The sequence below is a fragment of the Dyella sp. C9 genome (genome assembly GCF_003332825.1).
Taxonomy (GTDB): domain Bacteria; phylum Pseudomonadota; class Gammaproteobacteria; order Xanthomonadales; family Rhodanobacteraceae; genus Dyella.
The window spans coordinates 319,631-340,015 of sequence record NZ_QIRF01000004.1; the positions used below are offsets into that span (position 1 = coordinate 319,631).

A 20,385-nucleotide genomic window follows, 5' to 3' on the forward strand; every position below is an offset into this window, starting at 1 on the left:
TATGGGTTCCTGCGTTCTTCAGAGTTCCCGGGCCGTACCGAACATCACTTGCCACAGCGGCGCATAGCGCGCGTCGCGGATGGTGATCGGGTGGTAGGGGTTGTCCTTGAGGTCGCCCTTGAAGTCCTCGGGCAGATCGAGGTCGAACACCAGGATGTGATCCTGAGGGATATCCAGCGCCGCATAGGCGCGTGCAATCAGCTTGGCGGTGTCTTCGCGCTTGTTGTATTCGGCGAACCACCGCGTGGCAGGCGTGGCCGAGTTCATCGACAGCCAGGGCGCCGGCTGCGAGCCGTGGCCAAGCGCATGCGTGTCGTCCCACGGGCTGGAAAACAACACCACCCGGTTGACCTCGTGGTCCTTGGCGATCAGTGCCGCCATGCCCGCGCCCTGTGAATGACCCGACACCACGATACGCTTCCAGTCGGGCTTGCCATCGACGAGATAGCTTGCCCAACCCTCGCCGGGGTGATCGTGGTCCAGTGCCTGCAGCATGCGGGTGAAACGCGTGACGATCGACTCGGCCGGCGGGGTCGACAGCGAGGCCACTTCGCCCTCGCCATAGGTGCGCATGCGCCGATACGCCTCCGCGCAACCCGGGTCGGGACTCCTCGGGCATATCTTGGACTCTGATATGTCGTTGTCGTAGCTCATCCAGATGAGCCGATAGCCCTGCTTCACGATCAGGTTCATCAGCGGCATCTCGGACTTTCGTCCCGGCTTGCCGTGCGTGCCGGGAAGGAACAGGACCAGTGGCGTGGGCCCGGGCTGCTGCGGATCGAACATCACCACGTTGGGCGTATCGAACGCCTTGACGCCAGGATCGATGGACGAGGGCCGCACCTCGTAGAGGGTTGTCGCCTGCGCGCCGCAGGCGAACGCCAGGAGCAAGGCCCCGAGGAAACCGCGTGGATTCACCCAATCACCCTTTTGACATGGAAAAAGAGCCTGGGGCAGGGGCCCCAGGCGTTAAGGGACTACTCGGGGATACTCAGAACGCGTAGTCGGCTTGCAGCATGAACGAACGGCCGCTCACGCTGTAGAACTGGTACATGTAGTACGGGTACGACGTGTCGGTCTCGTCCTTGGGTGGCATCTTGTTTGCCACGTTGTTGACCATCAGCGACAAGGTCAGCGACTTGGCTGGACGGTAACGCAGCGACCAGTTCACCAGCACCTGCGGGCGCAGGTAGCCGGCACCCGGGCTGTCGGAGCCCACCTCATAGGCCGCGTAGTTCGGCGACTTGCCCACGCGGCGGCCATACACCGTGGTACTCCACCGCGAGTTGATGGCCCAGTTGACGGTAGCTGTCGCCGTGCTCTTGAAGCCCGCCGAGTAATACGGGTCGGCGAGCTGGTCGATGACTTCGGAGTGCGGGTACTCCTGGTACACGTGCTTGAGGATGTCGTTGTAGCTCAGCCCGATGCTGAACTGGCCGATGCGGGTCGGGGTGAAGACATAGTTGGCGTTGGCCAGCACCGTATCGACGGTTTCGTTGGACAGGTTGGCGTAGTACGCGTCGATGCTCGTGATGTTGCCGTCCGAATCGCGATGCACCTGACCCAACACCTGCTGGCAGGTCACCGAGCTGATGTCCATGATGCCCTGGCGGCATTGCGACTCCTGCACCATCAGCGTGTCGTAGTCCTGCATCGTCACCTCGTTCTGGATGGCGATGTGCAGGTAGTCGGCGTTGATGTTGAAGTGCTCGCCAGGCGACCACACGAAACCGGCATCCCAGCTCTGTGCCGTGGTCGGCTTGAGATGGGTGTTGCCATAGTGATTGATGAAGGCATCCACCTCATAGCTGCCTTCGCAGTTGGTGGCATGGTTGAGGGCGCACTGGTAGTAGTCGGTCACGTCGCTGTACGAGCCGGACACTCCGAGGAACATCGACGGCAGCTGTGGTGCCTGGAACGACGTGGTATAGCTTCCGCGCAGCAGCAGCGTGTCGAACGGACGGTACTCGATGCCACCCTTGTAGGTGAACTTGTTGTTGGTGCCGCCGCCGATGGTCTTGTAGTGGTCGTAGCGGCCCGAGAGGTCCAGCGTCACTTGCTTGAGCAGCGGCAGGTTGAGTTCGAAAGCCGAGCCGTAGTGGCTACGGCGCCCGCCACCGGACGTTGCAGTGTGGCCGTAGTCGTTGCCCGCCAGATCCACGGGATTCACCGTCTGGTACCACGCCTCGTCGCCGCCTTCCACGATGGCGGCGAAACCGGCGTCGCCGCCCGGCAGGCTGAACAGGCTGCTGTTGCTGACGGTGGCGCGCGTGTTGTTCACCCATGCCTTGGATTCGGCGCTGTCGTCGAACGTGAAGCTGGCGATGTCCGCCGGCGTGACCGGCGTGAAGAAGGCATCGTAGTTGATGTTGTACATCTGCCGGCCCGTCTTTTTATCGACGCCCAGCATCGGACCGAGGAAATAGTTGGTGAAGAACGCGTCGATCTTGTCCGCGTAGAACTCGGGCTTGTCGGTGTGCGAGTCGTCGCTGGCGTGCAGGATGTAGAAATCCCAATCCCAGCCGGAGTCGCCAAAGTGGCCATTGGCGCCAACGTCCGCCTGGTACACCAGATCGCGCTGGTGCTGCATGCGCCCGCCCCAGTAGCCGTTCTCCATCTGTTCGGGGGCGAGGTACAGCGTCGGATCGAGGATCAGCCCGGTTTTCTTGTCCTCGACCTGGCCATACGGAAAGTCGTTAGTGCTCCACGAGGGCACGCTCGAATTCCACATCTGGCGCTGGTAGGACATCTGCAGGTCCGAATACAGGCGCACATTGTCGTTGAGGTCATACTTGAGCTTGTACGTGCCGGAGAAGCTGCGGCTCTTGCTGATGTAGGTGCGATAACCCTGCAGCGCGTCGGATCCGCAATAGGTTCCCGTGCGCTTGGGCGAGGTGATGTTGGGCGTATTCACCGTCGTGCCACCGAACAGACCCGACATCGCCGCGCAATCGTCGGTGGGGCTGTAGTAGCCCTTCACGCTGCTGGACGGCTTGGGTGAGCTGCCATATTCCAGCAGTTCGGCCACGGGCGAGGGCGTGAAGATGCCATTGGGCGTGGCGTCCACGCCGCGCGTGTCATCACGCTGATATCCCCACAGCGGCGCCACGTTGTAGAACTCCGCGCCGGCCACGATGTTGAGCTTGCCGTACTGATGGCCCCAGATCGCGGAAAGGCGCTGGTTTTCGCCGCCGCCGTCGGAATAGGCGCCCACGCGCGCCGTGACCTGGCCACCATCCAGATGCTGCTTGGTCACGATGTTGATCACGCCGGCGATGGCCGACGAACCATAGATCGATGAGCCACCGCCGGGCATGATGTCGATGTGGTCGATCATCGACAGCGGGATATTGCCGATGTTGGTGAAGCTGGACTTGCCACCGTAGAGCTGGCCGAACGCCGATACCGGCTTGCCGTCCACCAGCGTCAGTACGTAGGACGGCGACAGGCCGAACAGCTTCACCGTCTGCGCGCCCTGGGTGAAGCCACCGCTGTGCGCAGGGCCATCGACGCCGCCCACCGACATCACCGAATTCTGCAGCACGTCGGCCACGTCCACGAAACCCTGGTCGCGGATCTGGCTGGCGGTAATGGTGTAGACGGGTTGCGCGGTCTCGATCTGCGCGCTGTTGATCAGCGAACCCGTGACATTGACCATGTCAAGGGTCTGTGCGGGCTTTCCCGGCACGATCGGCGCCTCCACGTCCGCCTTGGTATCGTCCGGCCCCTGCAACAGGAATGTGCTGCTGTTGATCACCTTGATCCGGATGTTGCTGCCGTCGATCAGTCGCTGGAGCGCGTCGGCCGTGGCGTAGTCGCCGCTGAGTCCACGCGTGGTCTTGCCGGCCACCAGTTCCGGTGCATAGACCACCTGCACGTTGGCCTGAGCGGCCACCTGGTCGAGCGCCTTGCGCAGGCTCCCCGCCGGCACGTCGTAGTGATAGGTGGTGCCGGCAGCCTGCGCCACGGCATCCTGCGGAACCAGCGCAAGCGACAAGCCGCCAAACGCCGTAGCGATGGCCAGCGCACTGGCGAGCACGTTGCGACGCACCATCGTGACCGACCGGCCACGCGTGTTCTGGGGCCAGGTACAGGCCCCCTTCGAAACCACAGTCATTCCGCTCTCCCCGGAAGCTATTTATTGGACACATGGCGGCTTGCAACGCGCCACTCTGTCCATAACGGGATGCGGAGCCCGAACCCTACCTTGATGGAATCCCATCGCACGCGAAGCATGGCCTACCTGCGATAGAGCGTGACCTTGTGCTTCGAATCCTGCCTGGCCACGATGGGCCAGCCCTGCTGCAGCGTCATCACCAGTGACTGCTGGTCACCCGCATGGAAGACACCGCTGATGCGGATGTCGTTGAGTGAGGCATCACCCAGTTCCACGGTGTCCTTGCTGTAGCGGTTCATCTCGGCGACCAGGTCGCCCAGCCGCCAGCTGTCCACGAACAAGCGTCCCTGCGTCCATCCCTTGGCGGCCTTCAGGTCGGCTGCCTCGACGACGCCCAGCCGTCCACTCGGCTGGAAGCTCACGGCCTCGCTGGGCTTGAGTATGGCCTGATCTGGCGTCGCCGTTCCGCTGGCCGCGGTCACCGCCACTGCGCCTTGCAACAGCACGACCTTGACCGCCGCATCGCTCACGCCGACCTGGAAATCGGTGCCGATCGCACGCACGGTGCCGCCGGCGGCGTGCACGATGAAGGGCCGGCCCTGGGGATCGGCCACGTCCCGAAACTCCGCGCGTCCGCGCAACAGGTCGATGCGGCGCTCCTGCCGGCCGTATCGTTCGACCAGTACGGTGTCAGTGTCCATGGTGATGGACGAGCCATCGTCAAGCTCGATGGTGCGACGCTGGCCGACCTCGCTGACATAGCGCGTCCCGTCTCCGTGCAGGGCATGCCAGCCGAAACCCGCGAGACCTGCCACGAGGATCATCGCGGCGGCGACTGCCAGCAGGCGCAAGGCACCTGTCGTCTTCCAGCGGGCCTGCCGTCGAGCTTCCGCCGTATCGTCGAGCGCGCGCAGTGCCGCCGCCATCACGTCGGGATGCTGGCTTGCGTCGGCGCCTTGTTTCCATAGCTGCTCGACCTGGCGATATGCCTCCGCGTGCTCGGGTCGCGCCGCGAGCCATTGCTGGAACGCCTGTTCGCTGGCTGCATCCGTTGGCTCCAGGCGACGCGCGAACCACGTTGCCGCATCGTCATGTGCGCGCTGGCCCGTAGTCAGGCAGGCGACCTTTTCCTGGCTTTTCATGTGGTCATCCTCCGGGACGACTCGTCCATGACTCTTCTCAATTGCATCAAGGCGGTGGCCAGGTGCTTCTCGACCATTTTCGTGGAGATGCCGCATCGCTCTGCGATCTGGGCATGGCTCATTTCGTGGACCCGCTTGAGCAAATAGACACGTTGGCACTTGGGCGGCAGCCCCAGGATGGCCTGTGACAGGCGGGCCATTTCCTGCTCACGACTGGCCCGCTCCTCCGGTGACTGAGCCGTATCGACGACGACCTGGTCGTCCAGCGAAAGGTGATCATTGCTGTGGTGGCTTATGGATGCGCGATGCTGGTCGTTGGCCACGTTGGTGGCGATGCGGTACAGCAGTGGCTTCCAGGCGTCACGCGGCTCCGACTCCCGATAGCGCAGCAGCTTGGCAAGGCTCTCCTGCGCCGCGTCCTCGGCATCCTGGTCGGTCGCCGTGCGACGACGCAGGAACTGCACCAGCCCGCGATATTGGTCGCGAACGAAGCGCTCGAAGCCACTGTGCTGCGCATCCAGCCCTACGACCGACATATCAGGCAGCAAGGCATGACAGCCCCCCTCTTGCTTGTTGGCCATGTTCGCATTCCATCCCTCCCCCGCACGGATAGTGGGTCATGGCACGGCGGGTGATCAAGTAACGATGGGCACCGAACGTGCGAGCGCCGGACAACACAAGGTAGGGTTCTTGCCGGCAGCTCCGTTATAGGTTTCTGGGTAGTTGCGTCGATGTCCCTTCAGCAAGTGCGGATCCGTTTGCCTTGCAGGCGCTGCTGCGCTCGTTCATGGCAACACCGTCGTCGCGGCAGGTGACCGAAGCCACGCCTGTCGTGCCATTCCGCTGGAATCCAAGCTCGGGGTAAGACATGCCGGAGCTGCGACCGCTCACGTGCGCATGTCATGGGGTCGGCGCACTGCCGTCGACCCTGTGTTTGATACTCCGGTATGCCCCATGGCCCAGGTCTCCCGGCGGCGGGCTATCGGATGGCCATCCGCCGTCTTTGCATCGGGGCGCACCCGGTCCCTTGCCAGCCGATCATTCTGGTCGAAGATCAGGCCGACTGCGGCGCAGCGGGAGCAGGCCTATTTCTCGAAGGTCGACCGGGTCATGGACTTTGCTCGATGCCAATGCCCGGATGGGCTGAAGCATGGTCTTTGGCGATTGCCGGAGGTGCGATTATCTCCAGTGGGATGGCCGCAGCCTCGGCGCGATAACCGGCGTCATTGGGATGGAGATGGTCGCCGCTGTCGAAGGCAGGTAACAGGCGCGACGGATGAGCGGGATCACGCACGATGGTGTCGAAGTCGACCATGCCGTCGAAGTCCCGGCTCTGGCGCAGCCAGTCGTTGACCTGGCGACGCGTTACTTCCTTGGCTGGCGTCCAATAGCCGGGAAGGGTGGTGCCCTCGAAAGGTGGAATGGTCGTACCCAGGACGCGCAGGCCGTGCTGGTGGGCCAGCGCGGTCAGCCGGCGATAGCCGGCGATCAGGGCCGCGGCATTGACCGACTCCGCCGGCTTGGCCACACCGTGTGAGAAGCCGATGTCGTTGCCGCCGATACGCAGGATGACGACCTTCACGCCAGGTTGCCCGATCACGTCGCGGCTGAAACGATCCACGCCAGCTTCGCCCAGTGCCTTGCCGAAAGGTGGCACACCTGGGCTTCCATACAGCAGACGGTTGCCGATCAGGCCCGCGTTGAGCACGGCCACATTACGGCCCGATGCCTGCAGTCGCTTGGCCAATGCATCCGGCCAGCGGTGGTTGGCATCCGCGGTGGAACCATCGCCGTCCACAGTGGAGTCACCGAAGGCGAGCACGGCGAATGCCGCGGGCACTGCCAACACGTCAACGCCCGTCAGGAAGGGCCAGGCGTCGATCTTGCGTGCGGTGGGATAGTGTGCGGCCGCCGTCGCATCGCCCGGGCGCGAAACGTAGCCGGTTTGCTGCGCGAGTATGTGCAGGCTCGTCACCGGCGTCGCCTCGGGCAGATAGAGGCTTATGGCGAGGTCGGCCAACGCGGGAACCTGCATGGCCACCGGGTCGCTGACTACGGTGGCGTGCGGGGGGATCACGACCGAGTGCTTCCCGGCGAAGGCAAGTGCGTGGTCCGACTCGCGATCGATGTCCGCGCCGTCGGTGGGTAAGGCGATGCGCGCGGCGCCAATGCTCAATGGCGTGTCGCCATAGAGATTCGACAGGCGGATGCGTACCTGAGATCCGGCAGCGCTTGCGTGCACGATCAGGCGCAGGCTCTGCGCATCCACATGGTCGAGCGCACCGGGCAAGGGCGGCTGCATGATGGCAGACCAGGTGCCTACCCATGCATCCGCCGGGGGGGCGGTGCTGGCGCTGGTGGAACTGATCAAAAGCGCTGCTGCCAGCGATGCGCCGAGCACGCGCCTCAAGCGCGCCAACGGGCGGAGCGCCGGTTCCTTCTGCCCTGCGTGTCTCGGTGGGGTCATCGGATGTCTGCTCCGCCGTGGGAAAGTGAAGTCGATGGCTTCGCGTGTTCGTTGGCGATGTATCAGGCGAGCCACCACGTCCACTCCATGATGTGCCGCGTGAATGCCACCCAGATGGCAGGGGTATACAGCATCAGGTACTGGGCCAACGCCTGGGAGGCCACCAGGCAGGGCAGGCCACGGCGATAGACCACGTGCACGTGGCGCGTGAGTGCCCAATCACGCCACACCCCGAGCAGCACGAGAAGATCGACGCACAGGTAGAACGCGTTATCGGGAACCAGGTATTCCGGAAAGCGGGCGAAGGCCGCGCCGGTCAGGCAGCACGTGGCGATCAGCATCAGGCGACGATGGAACTCCGGGCGCCGTCGCCAGCGGATGGCCAGCCCAAAGGCGATGGAAAAGGTGAGCATGTCGTTGAAGGGCAGGCTCAGGCCGGTGGCCTGGCTCGCTACGCGCTGTGCATGCCAGTGCTGCATGACCAGCGCGGTCGCCAGCCCGAGCAGGGGAAGCACGCTGCCGAGGCACGCGCCGAACGTGCCCACGGTGCGGTGCAGGGCGATATGCCGTGCGCGCGCCAGAGCCGATTGGAGCATGAACAAGGCGACCCAGCCGGAGAAGACCCAGGCATGGATGTACAGGATGGTTGGCCGGGGCGTATCCGGGTGAAGCAGGTTGGCCCCGATCGTGCGACTGAAGCCGAAAGCCACCACGCCGGCGACGAGCAGGGACATGCCCAGGTAGAAGTTGCGCTCCAGGAACTTTCGATGGAGGCCGGCTTGCGGACGGTCGGTGCGCCCCGCCAACAAGGAAGCGCTTGCGGGGGATGGCTCCCTCCCGCCGAGGGCCGGCGGATTGGCCGGGGCATGGCCGAGGCCGCTTTCATGCATGGTGTACTCTCCACGGGACGAAGACGTTTGCCGTGGCCGACCATGCCCGCCGTGCGTGCTGGAAGTCCTGAAAGTCGCCTGATGTTTTCCTGAAAAAACCTGAAGAATCCCCCCGTCCATCCACCTGCGCCCCACCCGCCGTATGGACCAGCACCGAGATAGTCCTTTTCGCGTAGGCAGTTGGCTGGCCGATCCGCTGACCTGCCAGATCAGCCGCGATGGTGAATCGATCCGGCTGGATGCGCGGGTCATGCGCCTGCTGCAATGCCTGGCCCGGCGCGCCGGGGCGGTGGTGAGTACCGAGGAGCTGCTCGAGGAAGTCTGGCCCGGCGTGGTGGTCACGCAGGATTCGGTGTACCAGGCCGTGGCCTCCCTGCGGCGCGCCTTGGCCGACGATCCCAGGCGCCCGACCTATGTCGTCACGGTGCCCCGGCTTGGCTATCGCCTGGTGGCGCATGTCGGTGAGGTGGCGGCGGGCCCGGAGGCTTTGCCGGTGGCACCGGTGCCTGCGGTTCCCGTCGTTTCACCGGAGCCCCCAAAGCCGGCGGTGCGAAGGCGGAGGCTGCTGTGGATCGGGGCGGGCGCATTGCCGCTGCTGGGCGCGCTGCTGGTGATTGGCGTGATGACCCTGGCGCCGGACGCGTCGCGCGATCCGGCTGCCGAGAAATGCGTCGCCGTGCTGCCTTTCCGTGACATGACCGACGCCATGGACGAGGAACCTTTCGCCGACGGCATGACCGCGCAGTTGATCGATACGTTGAGCAAGATCCCTGGCTCGCACGTGCCGTCGCTGACCTCATCGCTGTACTTCAAGGGCAAGCAGACCACCATCGCCGCGGTTGCGCACAAGCTCGGGGTGGCCTATGTGCTCGAGGGCAGCGTGCGCAAGTCCGGCAACACGCTGCGCATCACCGCGCAACTGACCCGCGCCGATGACGGCTACGTGGTCTGGTCAAACAGTTATGACCGGCCCACCACGGACGTGCTGATGGTGCAGAGTGACATCGCAAGCCAGGTCAGGCATGCGCTGGAGGCGTCGCTACAGGCACGCTCACCGTCGGCGGCGGCGCGGGCGACCCCTCGTTCCTGAGGCGCGCCCGCGATCCCGCTACGGGTGAACCGCAGCCTTGGCGGCAGGTCGGCTTCGCCTTGGGCGGGCGAACCACACACCGACCAGCACCGGCACGGCCAGCGTGATCCAGCCGACGGCCTTCCATCCCCAGTGCTCGCCGAGCAGGGCGCTGGCCAGCCCGAGCAGCGTCAGCACGGCCAGCACCGTGGGCACGCTCCACACCTTGCGTCGTTGCGAAGACGTGCTCATGCCGGTTGCCTTGCGCCTGCGGCGGCCTCATGCGTCGCGAGCAGATGCGCCACGCGCTCGGCCTGTGTCTTGCGCCGGGCGATCCACAAGTACAGGCCGCTGCCCAGAACCACGATGGTGATCAGGTCCAGCAGCGCCCACAGGATCTTCAGCGGCAGGCCGCCGTAGTCGCCGAAGTGCAGCGGGCGCGACACCTCCAGCGCGCGCAGGTACCAGGGCATCTTCACCACCGAGCTCAGCTCGCCGGTGTGCGCATTGACGAGCACCGGGTTGAGCAGGCGCGACGTCAGCGTGGTATCGCCCTTGGCCCAGAACATGTAGTGGTAGGGACTGCCGAACGGGTTGCCCGGGTAGACGATGCTGTTGACGGTCATGCCGGGTACGGCCCGTTGCGCGGTTTCCAATGCGGCCTGCACGGAAGGCAGCGCCTCCTGCGAGGGCACGCTCTGGCCTTCGTAGGAGGCGAGCAGCCGCTTCACGTCGGTCTGCTGCCACAGGCCGAACAAGGGCGTGGAGAGTTCGTTCATCACGCCGGTAAGGCCCACCACCAGTGCCCAGGCAAGCGTCACGATGCCCAGCAGGTTGTGCAGGTCCAGCCACTTCAGCCGGTTGGCACGACCGCGGCGCACCGTGCCGAAGTCGAGTTTCTTCATGAAGGGACCGTACAGCACCACGCCCGAGACGATCGCCACCACGAACAGCAATGCCATCAGGCCGAGGAACAGCTCGCCGGGAAGATCCACGAACAGGTCGGTGTGCAAGGCCAGCATCACGTCCATGAAAGTCTTGGGGCGTTGCGCCGCCGAGGCCGTGGTCTCCAGCACTTCGGCCGTGCGGGTGTCCAGGCGCATGAAGTGGATCACGTCCGGGTCGGCCTTCATGGCGGCGAACGACGGCGCCATCCACACGTATACCTGTGGCTCGTCGTCATCTACGTACATCGAGGCGATCACCTCGTGCGGATACCGCTGGTGGGCGATGGCCGCGATGCGGTCGAAGCTGGCGTTCGGAGTGTCCGCCGGCAACGCGGCGTAGGTATGCGGTTCCAGCCAGTGGTCGATTTCCTCATGGAACACCAGCGGCAGCCCGGTCACGCAGATCAACAGCAGGAACAGGGTGCAGATCAGGCTGGTCCACTTGTGCACGGCATACCAGCGCTTGAGTGATCGGGCTGCGGTCATGGTGGCTTACCAGTCGTAGGTGGCGCTGGCGTAAACCGTGCGGCGCACGCCGAAGTTGCACGACAAGGTGTTGTCGCAGGCGCTCACGTACGACTTGTCCAGCAGGTTGGCCACGTTAAGCTGCAGCTTGAGGCCATGCAATGCCGCATCGGCGGCGCCCAGGTCGTATTTCACGGCGGCATCGACCAGGGTGAAGGCGGGCACCTTGAACGAGTTGACGTTGTCGCCGTACGACGAGCCGATGTAGCGCACGCCGCCCGAGAAGCCCAGGCCCTTCAGCGCCGTCTCGTGCAAGGTGTAGTCGGCCCACAGCGAGGCCGCCTGGCGTGGCACGCCGTACTGGTAGTTGCCCTGCACGGGCAACGTCACCCCGCTGTAGGCGGTGCCGTAGGCGGGCGTCCTGGTATAGCGGGAGTCGGTATAGGTGTAGCTGGCGATCAGGTTGAGGTTGTCGGTGAGGCTGGTGCGATCGGACAGTTCCACGCCGCGCGAGCGGATCTCGCCCACCTGCACCACGAAGTTCGGGTTCTGCGGGTCGGTCTCCGGCACGTTCTGCTCGGTGAGGTTGTACACCGCCAACGTGATCAGGCTGCTCGAACCGGACGGCTGGAATTTCAGGCCGGCCTCGTACTGCTGGCCCGTGGTCGGCGTCGCTGCGGTGCCGGCCGAGGTGATCGAACCGAACTGCGGCTGGAACGAAGTGGAGTAGCTGGCATACGGCGCAAGACCGTTGTCGAACAGGTAGACCAGTCCGGCGCGCCAGGTGAACTTGTGATCGGGCTGGTCGGCAATCACCAGGCTCGGATCGCCGCTGGTCTGGTTCTCCTTGATCCAGTCCTGGCGAACGCCCAGCAGGAAGCGCCAGCGATCCAGGCTGATCTGGTCCTGCAGGTAGACGCCGGTCTGGTGCGCGTGATTGACCTCGCCGCTGAACGTCGACGGATCGGGCGCCTGCACCGGCACGCCGTAGACGGGATTGAAGATGTTGATCGGCGGCACGTCGAAGCTGGTGCCCCACTGCCAGTTCTCGTTGAACTTGGAATAGTTGGCGCCCATCAGCACATCGTTCTTCAACGAGCCCAGGTCGAACTGCGTCTTGAAGCGATTGTCGATCAGGTACGAGCGGGCGCTCATGTGGCGCACGAAGGCGTAGCGGTCGAGCGTGGCGCCATCGGCTTCCAGGTCCGACGGCCAGATCATGTTCGCTTCGTTGCGGTTATCGGTGAAGCGGGCGTTCTGCTCGAACTCCCAGTGGTCGTTGAAGCGGTGCTCGAACTGGTAGCCCACCATGCCAAGGCGCTGGGTGGCCTTGTTGAAGTTCGGGTCGCCGGGGCTGAAGTCGCTCGAGATCTTGCCCAGCGGGCTGTACAGCACCGAACCCACTGCCGGCACGCTGGAGTAGTCGCCCATGGCCGGGCTGTAGGTGAAGTTGCCCAGCAGGGTGAGCCGGGTATCGTCGCTCGGGCGCCAGGTGATGGCCGGCGCGATGCCGTAGCGCTTGTGCTCGATCCAGTCGGTCTGCGTATCCTGGGTGAGCCCCACGCCGGTCAGGCGATACAGCCAATGGCCTTCCTGGTCGAGCGGGCCGCCGAAATCGAAGCCTGCCTGGTAGCGGTCGTAGTTGCCGATACCCAGGGTGACCTCGTGCAGCGGCGTATCGGTCGGCTGCTTGCTGACCATGTTGACGATGCCGCCCGGGCTGGCCTGGCCGTACAGCACCGAAGCCGGGCCACTGAGCACTTCCACGCTCTGGTAGAAGTAGGGATCGACCATGGCGTTGGCCGAGGTATCGTCCTGCAGGCCATCGAGGAACACGCCGGGCGTGAAGCCGCGCAGCTGCAGGCTGTTGGCGCCCCAGAAGTTGGACACGGTGCCTTCGCTTTCCGGGATCACGCCGGGCGAATAGCGCAACGCCTCGTTGAGGCTCTGCGGCTGCTGGTCGTCGAGCTGCTGCCGCGTCACCACCGAGATCGACTGCGGGGTTTCGATCAACGGCGTATCCGTCTTGGTGGCCGATCCGCCGGTGCCGGCGACATAGCCCACCGCGCCCGCCTGGCCCACGACCGTCACGCCCGCCAGCGTCTTGGCGCGCGCATCGCCTGTGCTGGAGACGGCGCCGAGCGCGTAATGGCCGTTGGCCTGCAGGCTCGCCTGCAGGCCGCTGTTGGAGAGCAGGGTGGCCAGTGCCTGCGCGGCGTCGTAGCTGCCGTGCAGGCCGGGGCTGGGCTTGCCGGCAACGAGTTTCGCGTCGTAATCGACGGTCACGCCCGACTGGCGTTCGAACCGGGCAAGCGCCTCGGGCAACGAGCCGGCGCCAATGTCGTAGCGACGAGCCGGTGTGGAATCGGCCGCCGCCACGTTGGTGGCGCATGCGGCAAGTGCCGTGGCGGTGCAGCAGGGCCAGAACAGCGCCGCGCGAAATGCGTGGCGGCGCCCGACGGGCCGGGCCCGCGAAGTACGACGGCTTTCCATCCTTGTCCCTTGCCTGTGAATGCGAATCATTATCATTATCGGACAAGGGTTCCGTGCTGAAAAGCCCCTGCGTGGTTGGGATGGCCGTTTCTCCGATCGCAAGAACCTGGCGCCAGTACTGCCTATGCTTGGCGCGGCGCAAAAGCAGTGACCTGAAAGTCCGTCTTTCCAACCATAGGGAGAGTGGTATGCGCAGCTTCTTGGCAGGGATGCTTGGTGTGGCGGCGATGATGTGGCTGGCAGGCGTCGCCTGCGCCGCTGACGCGAGCGGGGAATCGATACAGGTGCCGATCGACGATGCATCGGGCCATCACTGGTTGATGCAGGGCCGCCTGTGCAGGCCTTCGGGCGTGGACAAGGCGAGACTCGTCGTGATCAATCACGGCTCGCCGCCCAATGCCGCCGATCGTCCCGGCATGACCCTGGCCAGCTGCGACAGCGAGGCGGTGAGCTGGTTCGTGCAACGCCATTACGCTGTGGCGATGGTGCTGCGGCTCGGCTACGGCGCCACCGGTGGCCCATGGACCGAGAGCTACGCCGGCTGCAACGACGCCGACTACTACAAGGCGGGCCTGGAAACGGCACGCCAGATCGGCGCCATCGTCGATTACGCGGTGACCCTGCCCGGCATCGACCCGCAGGGCGTGGTGGTGGTCGGCCAGTCCGCGGGCGGATGGGGCACCATCGCCTACGACAGTGTTCCGCACGATCACGTCACCGCCTTCGTCAACATGGCCGGAGGCCGCGGCGGGCATTACCACGATAAGCCCAACAGCAACTGCAAGAGCGAATTGCTGGTGGATGCGGCGGGGCGCTTCGCCAAAACATCATCCACGCCCATGCTGTGGATCTATGCCGGCAACGACAGCTACTTCGGTCCGCAACTGGTCGACCAGATGGCAAGGGCCTATGTCGGCGCCGGCGGCAAACTGCAGGCCTATCGCCCGGAAAGTTACGGATCGGATGGGCACAAGCTGTTCTTCGGCCGTGATGGCTCGCGCATCTGGGGGCCGTTGGTGCAGGCCTATCTGACGACCGCGGGCGCGACCGCGACCACGGCGCACTGAACCAGCTCCCAGCCGGGCTTATACCGACTTGACCTCTCCACCATCCATGCGAAGCATCGCGCCGGTCATCCAGCGTGCTGCCGGTGAAACCAGGAACGCCATGAGTTCGGCGATCTCCTCGGGCTGTCCGTAGCGCGCGATGCCGGCTTCGCGTGGAAAGCGCTCCATGGCCTCGGCCGCCGTCATGTCATGCAGCGGTGCCCAACGCTCGAGGTAGGAGCGGCGCCGCCCGGTCATCACCGGCCCGGGCAGCACGCTGTTGACCTGCACGCCGTCAGTGATGCCCCGGTCGGAGAAGGCCTTGGCCAGTGCGACGATGGCGGCGTTGATGGTGCCTACCGCCGCGTAGGGGGCCTTGGGGAAAAGGGCCGAATTGCCGGAGGTGAAGACCACCGCCCCCTGGCTCTGACGCAACGCATCCCATGCTGCGATGGTCAGGCGGCGAGCGCCATGCAGCTTGAGCGCCAGGCCGGCGTCCCACTGCTCGTCGGTCATTTCGAACAGGTCGATCTGCGGCACGGCGCCAGCGATGTTGAGCAGCGCATCCAGACGGCCAAACGCCGACAGTGTCTGTGCGATCACCTGGCTCGCCGACGTGCTCTCGGCAAGATCGCAATCGACGATGTGCGCCGTCGCGCCTTGCGCCTGGACCGCAGCGGCGGTCCTCTCCAGGTGCTCACGGTTTCTCGCCACCAGTACCAGCTGCCCGAAGTCCCTGGCCAGCCGGAGGGCCGTTGCCTGGCCGATGCCCTGGCTGGCACCGGTGACGATGGCGGTTGCGGCGGACATGCGATTCTCCTGGCCCCAGGGCCATGCAAGGACTAGTGCGCAAAATGCGCACGAATGGCATCGGCAATTTCCCGGACGTGTGTTTCCAGTGCGAAATGCCCGGTGTCCAGCAAGATCACCTTGGCATTGGGGATATCACGCTTGAACGCTTCGGCGCCCGGCGGCAGGAAGAAGGGGTCGTGCCTGCCCCAGGTGGCGAGGAAGCGTGGCTGGTGCGTGCGGAAATACGCCTGGAACGCGGGGTAAAGCGCCAGGTTGCTCTGGTAATCGAGGAACAGGTCCAGCTGCACGTCGTGGGCGCCGTCGCGGGCAAGGTAATGATTGTCCAGTGCGATGCCATCGGGCGAGACCAGTGACGTGTCCGGTGCACCGTGCGTGTACTGCCAGTACGTGGCTTCCGGGGTCAGGAACTGGCGCAAGGCTTCCCGGTGTTCGGCAGTGGGCGCTTCCCAGTACGCGCGAATGGGATTCCAGCCGTCGCTGAGTCCCTCAAGGTAGGCGTTGCCGTTCTGCGAGATCACTCCGGCGATTCGCTCGGGGTGTTTCAAGGCCAGGCGGAAACCGGTCGGTGCGCCGTAATCGAACACGTAGACGATATAGCGATCAAAGCCGATGACCTCGGTAAAACGGTCGATGATGTCGGCGATATGGTCGAAGCTGTAGTTGAAGTCTTCGCGCCTGGGCATGTCCGACTGCCCGAAGCCCGGCAGGTCGGGCGCGACGATGTGAAAGTCGCTGGCGAGTCGCGGAATGAGGTCGCGAAACATGTGCCCGGCACTCGGAAAGCCGTGCAACAGGAGCAACTTCGGCTTTTCCGCGGCGCCGGCCTCGCGGTAGAACACCCGGAAGCCGTCGACATCGGCTTTGCGGTAGCGAACACTGGACATGACGGTTCTCCTGGAAGGGGCGGTCGAGGGGCTCGTGAAGGGGGTCAGCTACTGGCGTGCACGGCGTCGAGGATCACCTGGCTCACCAGCGCAGGCGCCGTCACGCTGGGCAGGTGATCAACGGGGTAGACGCTGACATGCGCCTTCATGCGTTCGGCCATGAAGCGCTGCGTCTTCTCGGGAATCATGTGATCGTGTTGCGCCACCAGGAACCACGAGGGCAGGTGTGTCCATAGGGGCTCGCCCACGGGAACGGTGATGCTTTCAGGGCAGATGGGCCGCTGCGCGGCGGCGAGTGCTGCCTGCTGCTCCGCCGTAGCGTGCTGGGCAAAGGCCGTCCGGAATGCATCGGGCGGCAGCCAGATCCGCCCATCGCTGGACGGAGCCAGCGCGGGCGCCTTGTCGTCGTGTCCGAAGCGATTGAACACCTCGGCGACCGTCTCGCCCGCCGCTGGCGCCAGGCCGGCAATAAAGACCAGCGCCTTCACCTTGCTGCTGCGTGTCGACGCGATGACGGCCCCCGCGTACGCATGGCCTACCAGGATCACCGGCCCCTCGATCTTCGCCAGCACCTCGTCGAGGGCGGCGACATCATCAGGCAGCGATGTCAGCGGCAGGCTTGCCGTAACCGCATTGATGTGATCAATAAGGAGTGACTCCACGACGGCGCTCCAGCTCGACGCATCCGCCCAGGCGCCGTGGGCGAGTACAACACTAACCCTTTTCCCGTTCATTCTGGCTGCTCCCAAAAAGAATCCGAGCTCACATCCGCGAGACCTCCCATGGTCGTCACGTAACCTCTCTGATAGCGACTTGGAAGTTATTCTCGTCGATGTAACTTGTCAAGTTAATTTAAGGTGGTTACTTTTCTCCCAAGGAGAAACCCCGATGAACCACGCGATGCCTGCCTTTTTCCTGGCCGATTCACTCGGACTGGATTTCCTCAATTCCGTGGCCACTCCCGCGGATACGCCGATCGACTGGCTGGAGGACGGGGAGGGGCTGCTTGGCTGGCTGCATCAGGCGCGGCTGGTGCCGGAAGACGTGCTCGGTTCCATCCGCGAGAGGGCCATCCCGGGCGAGCTCGATCGACTGGCGGCACAGGCCAGGGCGCTGCGCGAGTGGTTTCGCGCCTTCGTCCGCGAGCACAAAGGGCATCCCTTGCGCGAAGAGGACTTGATGGCGCTGGAGCCGCTCAACGAACTGCTCCGGCGCGACGAGGGCTATTACGAAATCGTGGCGCAACAGCCGGGGGCGTCGTCGGCCTTCACGCTGGCGGCGACGCGCCGCTGGAATTCACCCGAGACCTTGTTGGTGCCGATCGCCGAAGCGATGGCACGGTTGGTATGCGATGAGGACTTCTCGCATGTGAAAGCCTGCGAGGGGCCGAGCTGTACCCTGTTGTTTGCCGACCACACGCGGGGGCATGCCCGCCGTTGGTGCAGCATGGCGTTTTGCGGCAATCGCGCCAAGCAGGCGGCGCACCGGCTTCGCCTGAAGGCGCAGCTGCCGGAGGCGTGATCGCCGAGTCATGTCATCCCTGCGGCTGGCCGTGGTCCATGCGGTGCGCGCCGCGTGGTGCTCAGGACGCGGGTGACAGCCATGCGTCCAGTCGTTGCCGGGCGAACTCCACCAGCGCCGTGCTATCCATCAGCTGGCATGCCGCCTGACCGATCACGCGATGGCGTATCAGGCCGGCGCGGTCGGCCTCGGCGCCGATCCGCGGAAAATGCACGCCATTGTCGTCGCCGACATCCGGCGCTTCCACCCACACCCGCGCGCCCCGTGCCAGCCAGGGAAAGCGACGCAGCTTGGTGCGATGGCGTGCCGTCTGCGCTTCGGCGTAGTGGAGAAACGAGTTGCGGTTGTGCCCGACGCCCAGCAGCAGGATCTGCGCACGCAGTGCGTGCATGCGTTCGAACGGCGAGTGTTTGCCCAGGGCGTAGGGCAGCGGATGCGGGCGGGTGATGGTTCTGGCATGGGGCCCGATCGCGGCGACGGAGGCCTGCGGGTGCGGGCTGCGTCGATGCTGTGGATGCGCCAGCAGTGCATTGGGTATCGCGCCCATCGGCGTGGGCGTGGCGTTGCCGAACAAGGGAACACCATCGCGGGCACCCATGATCGCCGCATCGGCGTGGAGGCCCGCGCCGGGATGCGGATCGGCGATTTGCGGCGTGAACGCCGGCATCACCAGCGTTCCTGCCTCGCCCAGGCAGCGCAGCAGCGCTTCGATGACCGCTGGCGCGCCACCGGCGATTGCACCGAAGGCGGACAGTGACGAATGCACCATGACCACGCCACCTGCGGCAACTCCAAGCGCCTCCAGTTCCCGTCGTAGCACGGCCATGTCGATTGGATCGCGGGTCGTGCCTGTCATGGGTTCTGGCTCCGATGGTGGGGCGTTTCCCGGCTTCCGCTCAGCCGCCCAGCCGCTTGGTCATGGGTACGCAGGGGAGGCTCACGCCCAGCGACGATTCGTAGATGGATTGCCCGTCGCCCTCGAAGCCCAGCGATCGGTAGAACGGCGCGGCATTGAGGGTGGACTCGAGCTGTAGGCTGTAAAGTCCCGCGGCCTTCGCCAGGCATTCCAGGTGGGCTACCAGGGCGCGCCCCACGCCCCGCCCCATGTACGCGGGCCGGACAAACACCGCGTCGATCTTTCCGGTCGAGAGGTCGACCATGCCCGAGCCCACGACCTGCCCGTCGGCGATGGCGACATGGAATTGTTCCGCGACACGCCCGGCGAACGTGGCCGACATTTCGCCGCCGGTCCAGCGGGCGAGGTCGGCGTCCGGATAATGGCCGCGGCAGCGCGCCAGGATGGCCTCGCGGCGGAGGGCGAAGCAGGCCGCCGCGTCGTCGAGGGTGGCCTTGCGGATATGCATGTCGCCGGTCATCGGTATTCGGAGGGGTGGTCAGCGCCGGGCGTCGGCGCCGCGTCGCTCGCGCTTGGCGACATACATGGCGGCATCGGCCTGGGCCAGCAAAGCCTCCGCGTCGCAGCCATTGGCTGCCGCGATGACCACGCCAATGCTGGGGCCGGCATAGTCGATCACCGGACCTGCCAACTGGAATTGCCCGGTGGTGGCGGCCTGCAGGCGATCATGCAGGATCTTGGCGACATGGGTGGCGTCGGCGCGCATCGGGCTGGACAGCACCACGAATTCATCGCCCCCCAGGCGCGCGACATAGTCGTCACCGCGCAGTGCGCCCTGCAGGCGTCCACCGATCGCGGTGAGAAAGCGGTCACCGGCATCATGGCCATGCTCATCGTTGATGGCCTTGAAGCGGTCCAGGTCGATGAAGGCGACCACCAGTGCGCGGTCGCCCTGTGCCAGGGTGTTGAGGCGGCGGCCCAGTTCGTCCATCAATGCACGACGGTTGGGCAGGCGGGTGGTGGCATCGGTGAGCGCACTCATGGCCAGCGTGTCGTTGGCCTGGCGCAGCGCATGCACGAGGCGCTCGCGTTCGATCTGCTGGCTGATCAGCCGCGAAAACATCTGCAGCACCTTCTCGGCGCCCTCGGCCAGGGGTCGGCGCTGGTCACTCGCCGCGCACAGGGTGCCGTACAGGGTGCCGTCGTCCAGGCGCACCGGCGTGCTGGCGTAGGTGGCGATGCCGAGGGCCCGGGCTGGCGCCGAGTCGGCCCAGCACTGGGCCACGTCGTCGGTGTAAGGGCGGTTCTCCTCCAGGGCGCGTTTGCACAGCGTGCCTTCCCAGGGCACCTCCAGGCCCTCCGGGATCAGCAGCTGGCGGGTGTTGCTGGCATACAGAATGTGCTGCACGCCGGCGCCCAGGTCGATCGTGGTCAGGTAGGTCGATTCCAGGCCGGTGGCGGCCTGCAGCAGCTCCAGCAGGGGGCGTACCAGCTGTTCCAGCGTCTGAGCCTTGGTTACCGACTCGGACAGCAGACCTACGAAGTCCGGGTGGGGGGTCATCAGCCTCGCATGCAAAAAAAAAGTGGGGGGGAGGGGGGGGGGAGATATCTCGTATGCCGGCTTCTGCTTGAAAAAAAAACGGGGGGGGGGGGGGGGGGGGGGGGGGGGGGGGGG

At 65.1% G+C, this 20,385-nt stretch carries 18 protein-coding genes; 3 read left to right on the forward strand and 15 right to left on the reverse strand.

The genetic code is table 11. From position 1 onward, the window contains the following. Nucleotides 1-18: 18 nt before the first annotated feature. From DVU99_RS08275 to DVU99_RS08300, 6 genes are all read right to left on the reverse strand, one after another. A complete protein-coding gene (locus DVU99_RS08275) occupies nucleotides 19-918 on the reverse strand; it encodes a hypothetical protein (protein ID WP_114239729.1) in 900 nt (299 codons plus the stop codon). Nucleotides 919-991: 73 nt separating this feature from the next. Next, nucleotides 992-4,117: a TonB-dependent receptor gene (locus DVU99_RS08280; protein ID WP_114239730.1), complete on the reverse strand. Its 3,126-nt coding sequence runs from the start codon at nucleotides 4,115-4,117 to the stop codon at nucleotides 992-994. 122 nt (nucleotides 4,118-4,239) lie between these two features. Then, the gene (locus DVU99_RS08285) at nucleotides 4,240-5,259 is read right to left on the reverse strand and encodes a FecR domain-containing protein (protein WP_198670229.1); all 1,020 of its coding nucleotides are present in this window, start codon (nucleotides 5,257-5,259) and stop codon (nucleotides 4,240-4,242) included. Beyond that, entirely contained in the window at nucleotides 5,256-5,840 is a 585-nt protein-coding gene (locus DVU99_RS08290; RefSeq protein WP_114239732.1) for an RNA polymerase sigma factor, read from the reverse strand. Before DVU99_RS08290 ends, DVU99_RS08285 begins: the two co-directional genes overlap by 4 nt. 527 nt (nucleotides 5,841-6,367) lie before the next feature. Then, entirely contained in the window at nucleotides 6,368-7,561 is a 1,194-nt protein-coding gene (locus DVU99_RS08295; protein ID WP_198670230.1) for an SGNH/GDSL hydrolase family protein, read from the reverse strand. Between the two features lie 227 nt (nucleotides 7,562-7,788). Beyond that, nucleotides 7,789-8,616 carry a hypothetical protein gene (locus DVU99_RS08300; protein WP_157971385.1) on the reverse strand — a complete coding sequence of 276 codons (828 nt, stop codon included), beginning with the start codon at nucleotides 8,614-8,616 and terminating at the stop codon, nucleotides 7,789-7,791. A 142-nt stretch (nucleotides 8,617-8,758) separates the two neighbouring features. Between DVU99_RS08300 and DVU99_RS08305 the strand changes: the two genes are divergently transcribed. Continuing rightward, nucleotides 8,759-9,706, forward strand: a complete 948-nt coding sequence (locus tag DVU99_RS08305; RefSeq protein ID WP_114239735.1) for a winged helix-turn-helix domain-containing protein — start codon at nucleotides 8,759-8,761, stop codon at nucleotides 9,704-9,706. An 18-nt stretch (nucleotides 9,707-9,724) separates the two neighbouring features. Here the strand turns inward: DVU99_RS08305 and DVU99_RS08310 are convergent, their stop codons facing one another. From DVU99_RS08310 to DVU99_RS08320, 3 genes are read right to left on the reverse strand one after another with little or no spacing between them, the layout of a single operon-like run. Then, on the reverse strand, nucleotides 9,725-9,937 hold the full coding sequence (locus DVU99_RS08310; RefSeq protein WP_114239736.1) for a hypothetical protein: 213 nt from the start codon (nucleotides 9,935-9,937) through the stop codon (nucleotides 9,725-9,727). After that, on the reverse strand, nucleotides 9,934-11,118 hold the full coding sequence (locus tag DVU99_RS08315) for a PepSY domain-containing protein (protein WP_114239737.1): 1,185 nt from the start codon (nucleotides 11,116-11,118) through the stop codon (nucleotides 9,934-9,936). The genes DVU99_RS08310 and DVU99_RS08315 overlap by 4 nt, the downstream gene beginning before the upstream one ends. 6 nt (nucleotides 11,119-11,124) lie before the next feature. Next, complete coding sequence (locus DVU99_RS08320; RefSeq protein ID WP_198670231.1) at nucleotides 11,125-13,590, reverse strand: TonB-dependent siderophore receptor; 2,466 nt, start codon at nucleotides 13,588-13,590, stop codon at nucleotides 11,125-11,127. A gap of 188 nt (nucleotides 13,591-13,778) precedes the next feature. Between DVU99_RS08320 and DVU99_RS08325 the strand changes: the two genes are divergently transcribed. Then, the gene (locus DVU99_RS08325) at nucleotides 13,779-14,657 is read left to right on the forward strand and encodes a S9 family peptidase (RefSeq protein WP_232823512.1); all 879 of its coding nucleotides are present in this window, start codon (nucleotides 13,779-13,781) and stop codon (nucleotides 14,655-14,657) included. Nucleotides 14,658-14,675: 18 nt separating this feature from the next. On the opposite strand, the gene DVU99_RS08330 is transcribed toward DVU99_RS08325, so the two are convergent. Genes DVU99_RS08330 through DVU99_RS08340 form a run of 3 tightly spaced genes read right to left on the reverse strand, consistent with a single transcriptional unit; the run spans nucleotide 14,676 to nucleotide 17,067 of the window. After that, entirely contained in the window at nucleotides 14,676-15,446 is a 771-nt protein-coding gene (locus DVU99_RS08330; RefSeq protein ID WP_114239739.1) for an SDR family oxidoreductase, read from the reverse strand. A gap of 32 nt (nucleotides 15,447-15,478) precedes the next feature. Next, on the reverse strand, nucleotides 15,479-16,333 hold the full coding sequence (locus DVU99_RS08335; protein ID WP_114239740.1) for an alpha/beta fold hydrolase: 855 nt from the start codon (nucleotides 16,331-16,333) through the stop codon (nucleotides 15,479-15,481). Between the two features lie 44 nt (nucleotides 16,334-16,377). Beyond that, nucleotides 16,378-17,067, reverse strand: a complete 690-nt coding sequence (locus DVU99_RS08340; RefSeq protein WP_114239741.1) for an alpha/beta fold hydrolase — start codon at nucleotides 17,065-17,067, stop codon at nucleotides 16,378-16,380. Nucleotides 17,068-17,146: 79 nt separating this feature from the next. Here DVU99_RS08340 and DVU99_RS08345 point away from each other — a divergent pair, with 79 nt between their 5' ends. Further along, on the forward strand, nucleotides 17,147-17,854 hold the full coding sequence (locus DVU99_RS08345) for an ABATE domain-containing protein (RefSeq protein WP_198670233.1): 708 nt from the start codon (nucleotides 17,147-17,149) through the stop codon (nucleotides 17,852-17,854). A gap of 61 nt (nucleotides 17,855-17,915) precedes the next feature. Here DVU99_RS08345 and DVU99_RS08350 read toward each other — a convergent pair whose 3' ends face one another. From DVU99_RS08350 to DVU99_RS20280, 3 genes are read right to left on the reverse strand one after another with little or no spacing between them, the layout of a single operon-like run. Beyond that, nucleotides 17,916-18,710, reverse strand: a complete 795-nt coding sequence (locus tag DVU99_RS08350) for an aminoglycoside N(3)-acetyltransferase (protein WP_114239743.1) — start codon at nucleotides 18,708-18,710, stop codon at nucleotides 17,916-17,918. A gap of 40 nt (nucleotides 18,711-18,750) precedes the next feature. Then, nucleotides 18,751-19,218 carry a GNAT family N-acetyltransferase gene (locus tag DVU99_RS08355; protein ID WP_114239773.1) on the reverse strand — a complete coding sequence of 156 codons (468 nt, stop codon included), beginning with the start codon at nucleotides 19,216-19,218 and terminating at the stop codon, nucleotides 18,751-18,753. 30 nt (nucleotides 19,219-19,248) lie between these two features. Further along, nucleotides 19,249-20,271 (reverse strand): sensor domain-containing diguanylate cyclase, encoded by a 1,023-nt coding sequence (locus DVU99_RS20280; protein ID WP_114239744.1) that lies wholly within the window; start codon nucleotides 20,269-20,271, stop codon nucleotides 19,249-19,251. Nucleotides 20,272-20,385 lie beyond the last annotated feature (114 nt).

Bases quoted from the DNA above. Each gene is read 5' to 3' on its own strand.
- DVU99_RS08280 (WP_114239730.1), bottom strand. From the start codon at position 4,117: ATGACTGTGGTTTCGAAGGGGGCCTGTACCTGGCCCCAGAACACGCGT.
- DVU99_RS08285 (WP_198670229.1), bottom strand. From the start codon at position 5,259: ATGAAAAGCCAGGAAAAGGTCGCCTGCCTGACTACGGGCCAGCGCGCA.
- DVU99_RS08290 (WP_114239732.1), bottom strand. From the start codon at position 5,840: ATGGCCAACAAGCAAGAGGGGGGCTGTCATGCCTTGCTGCCTGATATG.
- DVU99_RS08295 (WP_198670230.1), bottom strand. From the start codon at position 7,561: ATGCAGCCGCCCTTGCCCGGTGCGCTCGACCATGTGGATGCGCAGAGC.
- DVU99_RS08300 (WP_157971385.1), bottom strand. From the start codon at position 8,616: ATGCATGAAAGCGGCCTCGGCCATGCCCCGGCCAATCCGCCGGCCCTC.
- DVU99_RS08305 (WP_114239735.1), top strand. From the start codon at position 8,759: ATGGACCAGCACCGAGATAGTCCTTTTCGCGTAGGCAGTTGGCTGGCC.
- DVU99_RS08310 (WP_114239736.1), bottom strand. From the start codon at position 9,937: ATGAGCACGTCTTCGCAACGACGCAAGGTGTGGAGCGTGCCCACGGTG.
- DVU99_RS08315 (WP_114239737.1), bottom strand. From the start codon at position 11,118: ATGACCGCAGCCCGATCACTCAAGCGCTGGTATGCCGTGCACAAGTGG.
- DVU99_RS08320 (WP_198670231.1), bottom strand. From the start codon at position 13,590: ATGGAAAGCCGTCGTACTTCGCGGGCCCGGCCCGTCGGGCGCCGCCAC.
- DVU99_RS08325 (WP_232823512.1), top strand. From the start codon at position 13,779: ATGCGCAGCTTCTTGGCAGGGATGCTTGGTGTGGCGGCGATGATGTGG.
- DVU99_RS08330 (WP_114239739.1), bottom strand. From the start codon at position 15,446: ATGTCCGCCGCAACCGCCATCGTCACCGGTGCCAGCCAGGGCATCGGC.
- DVU99_RS08335 (WP_114239740.1), bottom strand. From the start codon at position 16,333: ATGTCCAGTGTTCGCTACCGCAAAGCCGATGTCGACGGCTTCCGGGTG.
- DVU99_RS08340 (WP_114239741.1), bottom strand. From the start codon at position 17,067: ATGAACGGGAAAAGGGTTAGTGTTGTACTCGCCCACGGCGCCTGGGCG.
- DVU99_RS08350 (WP_114239743.1), bottom strand. From the start codon at position 18,710: ATGACAGGCACGACCCGCGATCCAATCGACATGGCCGTGCTACGACGG.
- DVU99_RS08355 (WP_114239773.1), bottom strand. From the start codon at position 19,218: ATGCATATCCGCAAGGCCACCCTCGACGACGCGGCGGCCTGCTTCGCC.
- DVU99_RS20280 (WP_114239744.1), bottom strand. From the start codon at position 20,271: ATGACCCCCCACCCGGACTTCGTAGGTCTGCTGTCCGAGTCGGTAACC.